The 12514-nt window shown below is 65.8% G+C and carries 10 protein-coding genes; 5 read left to right on the forward strand and 5 right to left on the reverse strand.

The window, feature by feature from the left end; genetic code table 11:
- Positions 1 to 46 precede the first annotated feature (46 nt).
- Entirely contained in the window at positions 47 to 985 is a 939-nt protein-coding gene (locus ACZK5G_RS02665; protein WP_014035895.1) for an electron transfer flavoprotein subunit alpha/FixB family protein, read from the reverse strand.
- Complete coding sequence (locus ACZK5G_RS02670; protein WP_478465244.1) at positions 985 to 1731, reverse strand: electron transfer flavoprotein subunit beta/FixA family protein; 747 nt, start codon at positions 1729 to 1731, stop codon at positions 985 to 987. Before ACZK5G_RS02670 ends, ACZK5G_RS02665 begins: the two co-directional genes overlap by 1 nt.
- 260 nt (positions 1732 to 1991) lie before the next feature.
- Between ACZK5G_RS02670 and rfbB the strand changes: the two genes are divergently transcribed.
- The 4 genes from rfbB to rfbD are packed head-to-tail and all read left to right on the forward strand — an operon-like array spanning position 1992 to position 5393.
- Positions 1992 to 3047: a dTDP-glucose 4,6-dehydratase gene (rfbB, locus tag ACZK5G_RS02675; RefSeq protein WP_478465245.1), complete on the forward strand. Its 1056-nt coding sequence runs from the start codon at positions 1992 to 1994 to the stop codon at positions 3045 to 3047.
- Between the two features lie 14 nt (positions 3048 to 3061).
- Complete coding sequence (gene rfbA, locus ACZK5G_RS02680) at positions 3062 to 3949, forward strand: glucose-1-phosphate thymidylyltransferase RfbA (RefSeq protein WP_478465247.1); 888 nt, start codon at positions 3062 to 3064, stop codon at positions 3947 to 3949.
- Positions 3946 to 4503 (forward strand): dTDP-4-dehydrorhamnose 3,5-epimerase, encoded by a 558-nt coding sequence (gene rfbC / locus ACZK5G_RS02685; RefSeq protein WP_197616420.1) that lies wholly within the window; start codon positions 3946 to 3948, stop codon positions 4501 to 4503. Before rfbA ends, rfbC begins: the two co-directional genes overlap by 4 nt.
- Entirely contained in the window at positions 4500 to 5393 is an 894-nt protein-coding gene (rfbD, locus tag ACZK5G_RS02690) for a dTDP-4-dehydrorhamnose reductase (protein ID WP_478465249.1), read from the forward strand. The genes rfbC and rfbD overlap by 4 nt, the downstream gene beginning before the upstream one ends.
- A 52-nt stretch (positions 5394 to 5445) precedes the next feature.
- Here rfbD and ACZK5G_RS02695 read toward each other — a convergent pair whose 3' ends face one another.
- The 3 genes from ACZK5G_RS02695 to ACZK5G_RS02705 form a co-directional block, all read right to left on the reverse strand.
- Positions 5446 to 6849 (reverse strand): mannose-1-phosphate guanylyltransferase/mannose-6-phosphate isomerase, encoded by a 1404-nt coding sequence (locus ACZK5G_RS02695; protein ID WP_032127990.1) that lies wholly within the window; start codon positions 6847 to 6849, stop codon positions 5446 to 5448.
- Between the two features lie 12 nt (positions 6850 to 6861).
- Complete coding sequence (locus ACZK5G_RS02700; protein WP_478465251.1) at positions 6862 to 8208, reverse strand: phosphohexomutase domain-containing protein; 1347 nt, start codon at positions 8206 to 8208, stop codon at positions 6862 to 6864.
- Positions 8209 to 8304: 96 nt separating this feature from the next.
- Complete coding sequence (locus tag ACZK5G_RS02705) at positions 8305 to 11622, reverse strand: DEAD/DEAH box helicase (protein WP_478465253.1); 3318 nt, start codon at positions 11620 to 11622, stop codon at positions 8305 to 8307.
- Between the two features lie 160 nt (positions 11623 to 11782).
- On the opposite strand from ACZK5G_RS02705, the gene ACZK5G_RS02710 reads away from it, so the two are divergent.
- Entirely contained in the window at positions 11783 to 12514 is a 732-nt protein-coding gene (locus ACZK5G_RS02710; RefSeq protein ID WP_012509993.1) for a CoA transferase subunit A, read from the forward strand.

Raw genomic sequence — 12514 nt, forward strand, 5'->3', positions numbered from 1 at the left:
ATGAAAAAGGCCGGCCCTGTCGGGGCCGGCCATCACTTTCAGCAGATCAGAGCGCCTTTTCCAGCTCCGGCAGGATCGCAAACAGATCCCCCACCAGGCCGATATCGGCAATCTCGAAGATCGGCGCGTCGCCGTCCTTGTTGATCGCGACAATCGTGCCAGCGTCCTTGATGCCGGTCAGGTGCTGGATCGCACCACTGATGCCGACCGCCACATACAGTTCCGGTGCGATGATCTTGCCGGTCTGGCCGACCTGCAGGTCGCTGGGCACGTAACCGGCGTCAACGGCGGCACGCGAGGCACCGACGGCGGCACCGAGCTTGTCGGCCAGCTGGAAGATGACCTTGAAGTTCTCTTCCGAACCGACGCCACGGCCACCGGAGACCACGCGCTTGGCGCTCTGCAGGTCCGGGCGGTCGCTGGCACCGGCGGCCAGGCCGACGAAGCGGGTGTGGGTCGGCAGGGCAGCGTCGACGCTGGCTGCTTCGATGGCGGCACTGCCGCCCTGGGCGGCTTCCGGCCACGAGGCGGCACGCACGGTGGCGACCACGATCTGGTCGGCCGGGGCTTCCACGGTGATGATCGCGTTGCCGGCGTAGATCGGGCGCTTGAAGGTGTGGCTGCCTTCAACGCTCATCAGGTCGGAGACCTGGTTGACGCCGAGCAGGGCGGCCACGCACGGCATCAGGTCCTTGCCGAAGGTGGTCGACGGGCCGAACACGTGGGTGTAACCCTTGGCCAGCTGCGCGATCTGCGGCGCCAGCACCTGGGCGATGGCCTGCGCGTTGGCGGCGTTGGCCACGGTCAGGACCTTGGCGACGCCGGTGATCTTCGCGGCCTCTGCGGCCACGGCAGCCGGATCGGCGGCCAGTACCACCACGTCGATGCTGGCGCCACTGATGGCAGCGGCGGCGCTGACGGTCTTGGCGGTGGCGGCGTTGAGCTTGCCGTCGTGGTGCTCGGCGATGACGAGAATCCTGCTCATTACAGCAACCCCTTCTGCTTGAGTGCGGCAACCAGTTCGGCCGCGTCCTTGACCATCACACCCTTGCTACGCTTGGACGGCGCGGCGTACTGGGTGGTCTTGAAGGTATCGGCGGCTTCAACGCCGAGGTCGGCCAGCTGCAGGGTCTCCAAGGGCTTGGCCTTGGCCTTCATGATGTCCGGCAGCTTGATGAAGCGCGGCTCGTTCAGGCGCAGGTCGGTGGTGACCACCGCTGGCAGATCGACTTCCAGCGTTTCCAGGCCGGCGTCGACTTCGCGGGTCACCGTCGCCTTGCCGTCGGCAATGTCCAGCTTGCTGGCGAAGGTCGCCTGCGGGCGGCCCCACAGCGTGGCCAGCATCTGGCCGGTCTGGTTGGCGTCGTCGTCGATGGCCTGCTTGCCCAGGATCACCAGGTCCGGCTGTTCCTTTTCGATCAGCTTGAGCAGGGTGCGCGACGCGGTCAGCGGCTGGATGGCCTGGTCGGTGACCACATGAACGGCGCGGTTGGCGCCCATGGCCAGGCCGTTGCGCAGGTGCGCCTGGGCGTCGGCCGGGGCGATGGTGGCAACCACGACTTCGCTGGCGATGCCCTTGTCGCGCAGGCGCAGGGCTTCTTCGAGAGCGATTTCATCGAAGGGGTTGGGGGACAGCTTGACGCCGTCGGTGACCACGCCGGAACCGTCCGGCTTGACCTGAATGCGGACGTTGTAGTCCACCACGCGCTTGTACGCGACGAGGATTTTCATCTGGTACGGGGTCCTTCAATAACGGAGAGAACGTCCGGTCCTGGAGCAGCAACCGGTTCGGGGGTGGGATCCCGATTCTAGCTGGCTTGGGGCTACCATGCGAATGCGTATGGTTTGCTGCGTTGCGGGAAAAACAGTCGCGCCGAGCCCTTGTTCATGCTCGACAGACAGTTCGCAGGGGCCCTCCATGTATTCTGTACGGTTGAATCGGACGGTTCCCGTATCGCCGAACTTCGATACATCGATCAGGAGAACAGGTAGTGCCCACATGGCTTGTCACTGGCGGCGCCGGATTCATCGGCGGCAACTTCGTTCTGGAGGCCGTGGCGCACGGCGTCAAGATCATCAACCTCGACGTGCTGACCTACGCTGGTAACCTGAAGACCCTGTCCAGCCTGGACGGCAACTCGAACCACCTGTTCGTCCAAGGCGATATCGGCGACCAGACCCTGGTCACCCGCCTGCTGGCCGAGCACCAGCCCGATGCGGTGCTGAACTTCGCCGCCGAAAGCCATGTGGACCGTTCCATTGACGGTCCGGGCGCCTTCATCCAGACCAACGTGGTGGGCACCCTCAGCCTGCTGGAAGCGGTACGCGACTACTGGAAGGCGCTGCCGGCTGAACAGGGCACGGCCTTCCGCTTCCTGCACGTGTCCACCGATGAGGTGTACGGCACCCTGGGTGAGAGCGGCAAGTTCAGCGAAACCACCCCGTATGCCCCGAATTCGCCGTACTCGGCGTCGAAGGCCGCTTCGGATCACCTGGTGCGTGCGTTCCACCACACCTACGGGCTGCCGGTGCTGACCACCAACTGCTCCAACAATTACGGCCCGTACCACTTCCCGGAGAAGCTGATCCCGCTGGTGATCGCCAAGGCGCTGGCCGGCGAGCCGCTGCCGGTGTACGGCGATGGCAAGCAGGTGCGTGACTGGCTGTTCGTGTCCGACCACTGCGAAGCGATCCGCACCGTGCTGGCCAAGGGCCAGGTCGGCGAGACCTACAACGTCGGCGGCAATTCGGAAAAGCAGAACATTGAAGTGGTGCAGGCGATCTGCGCACTGCTGGACCAGCGCCGCCCGCGCGCGGACGGCCAGCCGCGCAGCAGCCAGATCACCTACGTCACCGACCGACCCGGCCATGACCGCCGTTATGCGATCGATGCGTCGAAGCTGAAGAACGACCTGGGCTGGGAACCGGCCTACACCTTCGAGCAGGGCATCGCCTTCACCGTTGACTGGTACCTGGAGAACCAGGAATGGGTCAACGGCGTGCTCGACGGCAGCTACCGTCTGCAGCGCATCGGCACCGCGGCCTGAACCCAGGAGACACCATGACCCAGCGCAAGGGCATCATCCTCGCCGGTGGTTCCGGCACCCGGCTGTATCCGATCACCAAGGGCGTCAGCAAGCAGCTGCTGCCGGTGTACGACAAGCCAATGATCTATTACCCGCTCAGCGTGCTGATGCTGGCGGGCATCCGCGAAGTGCTGATCATCAACACGCCGCATGAGCAGGCGTTGTTCCAGCAGTTGATGGGCGACGGTTCGCAGTGGGGCATGGACATCCAGTATGCGGTGCAGCCGAGCCCGGATGGCCTGGCTCAGGCCTATCTGATCGGCCGCGACTTCGTCGCCGGCAAGCCGAGCTGCTTGGTGCTGGGCGACAACATCTTCCACGGCCACGGCCTGCGCGAGGTGCTCAAGCGCGCCGACGAGCGCGTGGATGGCTCGACCGTGTTCGGCTACTGGGTCAATGATCCAGAACGTTACGGCGTGGCCGAGTTCGACACCAGCGGCAAGGTCATCGACCTGGTCGAGAAACCGGAAAAGCCACACTCGAACTATGCGGTGACCGGCCTGTACTTCTATGACGGCAACGCCAGCGATTACGCGGCCGAACTGAAGCCGTCGCCGCGCGGCGAGCTGGAGATCACCGATCTCAACAAGCGCTATCTGGCCGAAGGTAACCTGCACCTGGAGGCGCTCGGCCGTGGCTATGCGTGGCTGGATACCGGCACCCACCAGTCACTGCTGGAGGCCTCCAACTTCATCGAGACCATCCAGACCCGCCAGGGCCTGCAGGTCTGCTGCCCCGAGGAAATTGCATTCGGGCAGGGATGGATCACTGCCGAACAGCTGGAAACACTGGCCGCGCCGTTGATCAAGAACGGCTACGGCGAATACCTGCATAAACTTGCCCTGCGTGGAGTCGTTCCATGAAAGTGATTGAAACCAGGTTGCCTGGCTGTATGGTCATCGAGCCGGCCGTGTTCGGCGATGCCCGCGGTTACTTCTTCGAAACCTGGAACGCAGAGCGCTTTGCTGCGCTGAGCCTGCCGGACCGTTTCGTGCAGAGCAATGTCTCCACCTCCGCGCAGGGCGTGCTGCGCGGCCTGCATTACCAGTGGCCGCGCCCGCAGGGCAAGCTGGTCAGCGTGCTCGAAGGCGAGGTCTACGATGTGGCCGTCGACATCCGTCGCGGCTCGCCGACCTTCGGCCAGTGGGAAGCGGTGGTGCTGAGTGCGGAAAACAAGAAGCAGTTCTGGATTCCAGAAGGCTTTGCGCACGGTTTCGCCGTATTGTCCGAGCGTGCGGTGTTCAGCTACCTGTGCACCGAGGTCTACCTCAAGGACTTCGACGCCGGCGTGCGCTGGAACGATGGCGATATCGCAGTGGATTGGCCGATCAGTGCGCCGACCCTGTCGGCCAAAGACGACACCGCGCCCTTCCTGAAGGACATTGCCGAAGACCGCCTGCCGGTCTACATCCCGTGACGGTGCTGGTGTTCGGCGGCAATGGCCAGGTCGGCCAGGAGCTGCTGCGCGCGCTGGCGCCGCTGGGCAAGGTGGTCGCAACTACCCGCAGCGGGCAACTGCCCGACGGAAGTGCCTGCGAAACCGCCGATTTCGGCCAGCCCGACAGCCTACCGGCATTGCTGGATCGCCTGCAGCCATCGGTGGTGGTCAACGCGGCCGCCTACACGGCGGTCGATCGCGCCGAGCAGGATGCCGAGGCCGCCTTCGCCGCCAATGCGCAGGCGCCGGGCGTGATCGCGCGCTGGTGTGCGGCGCACGGCGTGCCCTTCGTGCATTACTCCACCGACTACGTGTTCGATGGCCAGGGCACCACGCCCTACCGCGAAGACGAGCCGACCGCGCCATTGGGTGTGTATGGCGCCAGCAAGCGTGATGGCGAAGAGGCCGTGCGCGCTGCCGGTGGCCGCCATCTGATCTTCCGCACGGCGTGGGTGTACGCCTCGCATGGCGCCAATTTCCTGCGCACGATGCTGCGGGTGGGTGCCGAGCGCGACCAGTTGCGTGTGGTAGCCGATCAGATCGGCACGCCGACACCGGCTGCGCTGATCGCTGATGTCACCGCGCAGGCACTGCAGCATCCGGGGCAGCTGTCCGGCACCTGGCATCTGACGGCCAGCGGCCAGACCAGTTGGCATGGGTTCGCCGAGGCGATCTTCGCCGAAGCGCTGGCGACCGGCGTGTTGGCGAAGGTGCCGACCGTCGAGGCGATTCCCAGTTCCGAATACCCGACCCCGGCCAAGCGTCCGGCCTGGTCGGTGCTGGACAACCGCAAGCTGCAGCAGGATTTCGGCATCGTGCTGCCGACATGGCAGGACGGCCTGAAGCGGGTGATGGCGGAGATTGCCTGACCCGGCAGGCGACGTGCCGACCAACGGTCGGCACCCGCCGCAGGGCGTCGGATCAACTACGCCCGTACGTGTCCTCGAAACGCACGATGTCGTCTTCACCGAGGTAACTGCCGGACTGCACCTCGATCAGCTCCAGCGGCAGCTTGCCCGGGTTGCGCAGGCGATGGGTCACGCCCAGCGGGATGTACGTGCTCTGGTTCTCGCTGAGCAGGATCACCTCGTCGCCGCGGGTCACCTCGGCGGTGCCGCTGACCACGATCCAGTGCTCGGCGCGATGGTGATGCATCTGCAGGCTGAGCGTACCGCCGGGCTTGACGGTGATGCGCTTGACCTGGAAACGCTCGCCGTTGTCGATCGAATCGTAGGCGCCCCACGGGCGGTAGACCTTGCGATGCCAGGTGGCCTCGCTGCGACCGTCGGCCTTCAGCTGCGCCACTACGGTCTTGACCTCCTGCATGCGGTCGGCCTTGCCGACCAGCACCGCATCGTCGGTCTCGACCACGATCACGTCATCCAGGCCGACCAGTGCCACCAGGCGCTGTGCATAGGCATAGGTGTTGCGGCAGTCGATCGCGATCACGTCGCCCTGGTGCGCATTGCCATCGCCATCCTGATGCGAGACATCGCGCAGTGCGGTCCACGAACCGACGTCGTTCCAGCCGGCATCCAGCGGAATCACCACGGCGTCTTCGGTTTTTTCCATCACGGCATAGTCGATGGAATCGGAGGGAACGGTGGCGAACGCCTCCTTGTCGAGGCGGGTGAAATCCGAATCGCGACGGGCCTGCTGCCAGGCCTGGCGGCTGCTGGCCAGCATGTCGGGCTGGAAGCGCTCCAGTTCCTGCAGGTAGCGCGAGGCCTTGAACAGGAACATGCCGCTGTTCCAGTAGTACTGGCCGCTGGCCACATAGCCGGTGGCGGTGTCCAGGTCGGGCTTTTCGACGAAACGCTCGACGGCACGCAGGCCCTGCCCATTGGCGGCCTTGATATAGCCGTAGCCGGTCTCCGGACCGGTCGGCACGATGCCGAAGGTCACCAGCTTGCCGGCCTCGGCAGCGCTGGCTGCAGCCTGCACGACTGCACGGAACGCAGCCTCATCGGTGATCACATGGTCCGAGGGCAGCACCAGCAGCAGCGCATCGGCGCCGTCGCGGGTGGCCTCCAGGGCTGCGACCGCAATCGCCGGCGCCGTATTGCGGCCAACCGGTTCCAGGATGATGGCAGCCGGCTCGGCGCCGACCTGCTGCAGCTGCTCGGCAGCGACGAAGCGGTGCTCTTCGTTGGCGATCACCAACGGGCCGTGGGTGGCAATGGGCGCGACGCGCTGCCAGGTGGCCTGCAGCATCGTCAGTTCGCCTGCCAGCGGCAGGAACTGCTTCGGATACGCCTCGCGCGACAGCGGCCACAGGCGGGTGCCGGAACCACCGGACAGGATGACGGGCTGGATGTTGCTCATGATCTTCCTTGATTACTGCTGGATAAGGAGGGAGATTTCGTCGGTGCGCGCCTGCATCAGCGCTGCGTCGCCGCGGGCTTCAACGTTCAGGCGCAGCAGCGGCTCGGTGTTGGAACTGCGCAGGTTGAAGCGCCAGTCGCCGAAATCGGCGCTGATGCCATCGGTATGGTCCAGCGCAGGCGACCGCGCGGCGAAGTGCTCCATCACGCGGGCCACGGCGGCCTTGGCATCGGCCACCTTGAAGTTGATCTCGCCGCTGCAGGGATAGGCCGCCATGCGGTCTTCGACCCAGTCGGCCAGCGAGCGGCCGCTCTCGGAGATCAGCTGCGCGATCAGCAGCCACGGGATCATGCCGGAGTCGGCATAGGCGAATTCGCGGAAGTAGTGGTGGGCGCTCATCTCGCCGCCGTACACCGCATCTTCGGCGCGCATCTTTTCCTTGATGAAAGCGTGGCCGCTCTTGCACAGCACCGGCACGCCGCCTGCCTGTTCAACCATTTCCACGGTGTTCCAGACCAGCCGCGGGTCGTGCACGATCTTGCCACCGGGATTGCGTGCCAGGATGGCCTTGGCCAGCAGGCCGACCAGATAGTAGCCCTCGATGAAGCGGCCGGTATGGTCGAAGAAGAAGCAGCGGTCGAAGTCACCGTCCCAGGCAATGCCGAAGTCGGCGCCGTGTTCGCGCACCGCATTGGCGGTGGCGGCGCGGTTTTCCGGCAGCAGCGGGTTGGGAATGCCATTGGGGAAGCTGCCATCGGGTTCGTGGCAGATGCGGATGAACTCGAATGGCAGGTGCGGTGCCAGCAGGTCGACGATGGCGCCCGCACCACCGTTGCCGGCATTGACCACCAGCTTCAGCGGCTTGAGCTTGGCGGCGTCGACGTAGCTCAGCAGATGCTGGATATAGGCGCTCTTGTCATGCTGGGCGGTCTGCCCGGCGCGTGGCGGCTGGGCCTCGGACGTATCGACGGCGACCGCATCGGAGATCGCGAACAGGCCGGTATCGGAGCTGATCGGGCGGGCGTTCTCCTTGACCAGCTTCATCCCGTTGTAGTCCATCGGGTTGTGGCTGGCGGTCACCATCACACCGCCGGCTGCGCCGAGGTGATCGGTCTGGAAGTAGACCTCTTCGGTACCGCACAGACCGATGTCGATCACCTCACGACCGGTACCACGCAGGCCTGCGGCCAGTGCATCCTGCAGCGCCGGGCTGGTCAGGCGCACATCGTGGCCGAGGACCACCGGGCCGGGAGCGAGCTGCGCAGCCAGGGCGACGCCGATGCGGCGGGCCAGGTCTTCGTTCAGTTCTTCCGGCACGCGGCCGCGGATATCGTAGGCCTTGAAGGCGGGCAGGGGCATCGATCAGATCCTTTGTGAGCTCAGCCCTCAATTGTAGTCCCAGTCCCGTTTGGGAATCGTTTCCATCGGAGAACGCCACCTGACTGGCGCCACGGATCAGGCCTGCGGCGATCGTCGGCCTGGCCGGCGGGTGCGCTTGGCCGGCAGGCCCGGCAACGGCGCCAGCAGCGCCTGGACGTCTTCCTCACTGAAGCGTGGACCCGTGCTGCCGCCGCCTTCCAGAATCGATTCCGCCAGAAGGGCCTTGCGTTCCTGCAGCTCGGCAATCCGTTCTTCGATGCTGCCTGCGGCGATCAGCCGGTAGACGAACACCGGCTGCTGCTGGCCGATGCGGTGGGCGCGGTCACTGGCCTGGTTTTCGGCCGCCGGGTTCCACCAGGGATCGAAGTGGATGACGGTGTCTGCAGCAGTCAGGTTCAACCCGACGCCACCCGCCTTCAGGCTGATCAGGAACACGGGTACCTCGCCCTGCATGAAACGCTGCACCGGCGTGGCCCGGTCCTGGGTGTCGCCGGTCAGCGTCACATAGGCCAGCCCGAGCTCCTCCAGCGCCTGCGCGATCAGCGCCAGCATGCCGGTGAACTGTGAGAACACCAGGATCCGCCGGCCTTCCTCGACCATCGACGGCAGCATGTCGCGCAGCAGCTCCAGCTTGGCCGAGCCGGCATTGCGTGCAGGGGCGTCGCCCGGCAGCAGCCGCGGATCGCAGCAGACCTGGCGCAGCTTCAGCAAGGCATCCAGCACCACGATATGGCTGCGCGCCAACCCGCTGCCGCTGATGGCTTCGCGCACCTGCTTTTCCATCGCCGCACGCACGGTTTCATAGAGATCACGCTGGCCACCCTCCATCTCCACCGCGCGGGTGATGAGGGTCTTGGGCGGAAGCTCTGACGCGACCTGGTCCTTGCGCCGGCGCAGGATGAAGGGGCGCAGACGCTGCGCCAGCAACGTGGCGCGACGGTGGTCGCTGCCGCGTTCGATCGGATGGCGCCAATGCTGGTTGAACTGTTTCTCGCTGCCGAGCAGGCCGGGCAGCAGGAAGTCGAACTGCGTCCACAGTTCGCCCAGATGGTTTTCCAGCGGCGTACCGGTCAGGCACAGGCGATGGCGGGCCTGCAGCGTGCGCAGGGTGACCGCCGCACGCGATTTCGGATTCTTCACCTGCTGGGCCTCGTCGAGGATCAGCAGATGGTAGGCATGTGCCTGCAGCGCCTGCTCGTCGCGCCACAGCAGGGGATACGTGGTCAGTACAAGATCGTGCTCGGGGATCGCCTCGAACAGTGCTTCACGTGCCGGTCCGTGCAGGGTCAGTACGCGCAGGCCCGGAGTGAAGCGTGCCGCTTCGCTCTGCCAGTTGTGCAGCAGCGAGGTCGGCACCACCAGCAGCGCCGGCCGGTCCAGGCGGCCACTTTCCTTCTCGACCAGCAGATGCGCCAGTGTCTGCAGGGTCTTGCCCAGCCCCATGTCATCGGCCAGCACCCCGCCCAGCCCCTGCTGGCGCAGGTACTGCAGCCACGACAGGCCCTCCAGCTGGTAGGGACGCAGCGTTGCCACCAGCCCCGCCGGTGGCGGCACTTCGCCCAGTGCGGGTGCCTGCATCAGCCGCTGCACCAGCGCCTGGGTATCCTTGCGGCCCCGGAACTGCAGGCGCGCCGTGTCCTGCAGTGCCTGCAGGCGGCCACGGTCAAGCGCTGACAAGCGCAGCGGCGCGCCACGCTGGGCGAACAGGTCCGCCAACAGGGCCATGATCGGCTTCAGTCGCGCGGCCCGCAGTGCCAGGCGGGTGTTGTCGCCTGCCATCAACAGGACGTTCTCGTCGTCGCCGATGGCGTCCAGCTGGCCACGCATCCAGCGGGGATCGGACTGCAGCACCTGCTGCAGCAGCGGAACCATCGATACGTTGCGGCCTTCCACCTGGATGTCCAGACCCAGGTTGAACCAGCCCGCATCCGTCGGGTCCGCCTGGATGTCCAGGTCGATCTCATCCACCCGGGTGATGCGATGGCGGAAATCGTCGTCCGTCTCCACCTTCCAGCCCAAGGCTTCCAGGCGCGGCACGTCATCCAGCAGGAACCGTGTCCAGTCATGGGTGCGCAGCTGGAACTGCGGGCCAGCGCCGTCCAATGGCGCCCGCGGGTCCGTGTCGCGATACAGTCCCACCGTGCGCAGCTGGGCCTCGCGCCGTGATTCCTCAGCCAGGTCACGGGGCAGCAGGGCGAGCTGGCCCTCCGGATCGAGTGCGAACAGGCTCGGATCATCCAGGAACCGCACGTGCTCGTCGTACTCGAAGGCCACGGTCGCGATATCGGCCCATTGCGACGGGTCGCGGCGGCCGAGCCACGCCGGCCGGAACTCAATCGTATACAGGCGCAGCACGGGGATCATCGCGCTGATCTGCAGGGTGGGCAGTGTGTCGCTTGCACCGGGGCGCGGCAGGGCAGGGTCGATCTGTTGCAGCATCTGTGCGACCACCGCTTCTTCGTTGGGTAACAGATTGGGCAGGCTCAGGAAGGCGTCGGCGTCCTCGGCCCTGACATCCAGCAGCAGCGGACCGACCTCGCCGGTGACCGGGTCCAGATAGCACGCACTCCGGCCCAGGACCACGCCTCTGGCGCCGCCCTCCACGCTCAACGTGGGTTCCAGCAGCGTCGCGCCCTGCGTCATGCCAACGGTCCAGCCCAGTTCGCCGCGGCGTGGAGCTCCTGACCGGGCCGGCACGTCGCCGTGCGTACCGCAGGAGACCCAGCCATGGCCGCTGGAGACGATCAACTGCAGGGTGGCCGCGAAGTCGATCCATTCGTCCTTCGTCGCGGGCTGCCGCTGGGTGCGTAGCTGGATCATCACCGCCAGATCAGTCGGCGTGAGATAGGCCGGAGGATCCAGCAGCAGGTCCGCGGTGATATCCATCCACTTGCCCGTGCTGATCGCACCATCGGCCCCGTACTTGACGCGCCGGACCAGCACGGCGGGGTGGTGGTTGTAGGTGGACAGTTCGAAGATGACACCGTTCCGGCGTGGCTGGGCCGGCCGGATCCGCGCGCTCTGCCAACGCGAAAGCTCTGCCAGCAGTTCAGGACGCGGCGGTTGCGTCAGGTCCTGTTCGGTCAGGGGGCTCTCGTCGTCCATGGCAAGCGAATCCAGCATGTACGAGACCAGCACCGCCGCCACATGCTTGCAGGTGCGGCCGACGGGGCAGGAACAGGCACTCTGCAGGCGGCTGTGCGCGGTGCGCGTACTGGCCGTCAGATCGATCTCCACGTAGTAGGGATGCCTGGCCGAACCCTGTACCTCGGCCGTCAGCAGGCCATCGCGAAGTTGCCGGTTGCGCACGCCACCCAGGCACTGCTCGCTTTTCTGCAGTGTCCATTCGTCGATCCAGCGGAACAGGTCTTCGTCTGTGAAGGTCGGCGTCATCGTAGATCGAGGGGCGTAGGCGCTGAAGCACCCTTCTGCGTGGAATCGCCCATTCTACCCAATGCCCGCCTGGTGCTCCGTCAATGCTGCGGCGCATCCAGGCCCTTCGCCGCCCTCCAGCTAGAATGCGGTCATCCTCAACGTGCAGGGTAGTACAGCAATGCAGCAATCGACTTCCACCGGCAAGCGCGGCAAGCGCTTCGCCAGTGCGGCGGAGGCCCTGCAAGGGGTGGTCGCCGATGGCCAGACGCTGGCCGTGGGCGGCTTCGGCCTGTGTGGCATTCCCGAGGCCCTGATCGCCGCGCTGCGTGACAGTGGCGCCAAGGGCCTGACCGTGATCTCCAACAATGCCGGCGTCGATGGTTTCGGCCTGGGCCAGCTGCTGGAAACCCGGCAGATCAAGAAGATGATTTCGTCCTACGTGGGCGAGAACAAGGAATTCGAGCGCCAGTTTCTGGCCGGCGAGCTGGAGCTGGAATTCAACCCGCAGGGCACCCTGGCCGAGCGCCTGCGTGCCGGCGGCGCGGGCATCCCGGCGTTCTTCACTGCCACCGGCTACGGCACCGTGGTGGCCGAGGGCAAGGAAACCCGCGAGTTCGACGGCAAGCACTACGTGATGGAAACCGCGCTGCGTGCCGACGTCGCGCTGGTCAAGGCGTGGAAGGCCGACGAAGCGGGCAACCTGGTGTTCCGCAAGACCGCGCGTAACTTCAACCCGGCCTGCGCGATGGCCGGCAAGGTCTGCATCGTGGAAGTGGAGGAGGTCGTGCCGGTCGGCGCCATCGATCCGGACCAGGTGCACCTGCCCGGTATCTACGTGCACCGCATCGTGCACAACCCGCATCCAGAAAAGCGTATTGAACAGCGCACCATCCGCGCGGAGGGCAACTGA

This window comes from Stenotrophomonas sp. 62841_Sma, from assembly GCF_056482945.1.

Excerpts from the sequence above, each read along its gene's own strand:
- ACZK5G_RS02665 (WP_014035895.1), bottom strand. The coding sequence starts at position 985 with ATGAGCAGGATTCTCGTCATCGCCGAGCACCACGACGGCAAGCTCAAC.
- ACZK5G_RS02670 (WP_478465244.1), bottom strand. The coding sequence starts at position 1,731 with ATGAAAATCCTCGTCGCGTACAAGCGCGTGGTGGACTACAACGTCCGC.
- rfbA (WP_478465247.1), top strand. The coding sequence starts at position 3,062 with ATGACCCAGCGCAAGGGCATCATCCTCGCCGGTGGTTCCGGCACCCGG.
- rfbC (WP_197616420.1), top strand. The coding sequence starts at position 3,946 with ATGAAAGTGATTGAAACCAGGTTGCCTGGCTGTATGGTCATCGAGCCG.
- ACZK5G_RS02695 (WP_032127990.1), bottom strand. The coding sequence starts at position 6,849 with ATGAGCAACATCCAGCCCGTCATCCTGTCCGGTGGTTCCGGCACCCGC.
- ACZK5G_RS02700 (WP_478465251.1), bottom strand. The coding sequence starts at position 8,208 with ATGCCCCTGCCCGCCTTCAAGGCCTACGATATCCGCGGCCGCGTGCCG.
- ACZK5G_RS02705 (WP_478465253.1), bottom strand. The coding sequence starts at position 11,622 with ATGACGCCGACCTTCACAGACGAAGACCTGTTCCGCTGGATCGACGAA.
- ACZK5G_RS02710 (WP_012509993.1), top strand. The coding sequence starts at position 11,783 with ATGCAGCAATCGACTTCCACCGGCAAGCGCGGCAAGCGCTTCGCCAGT.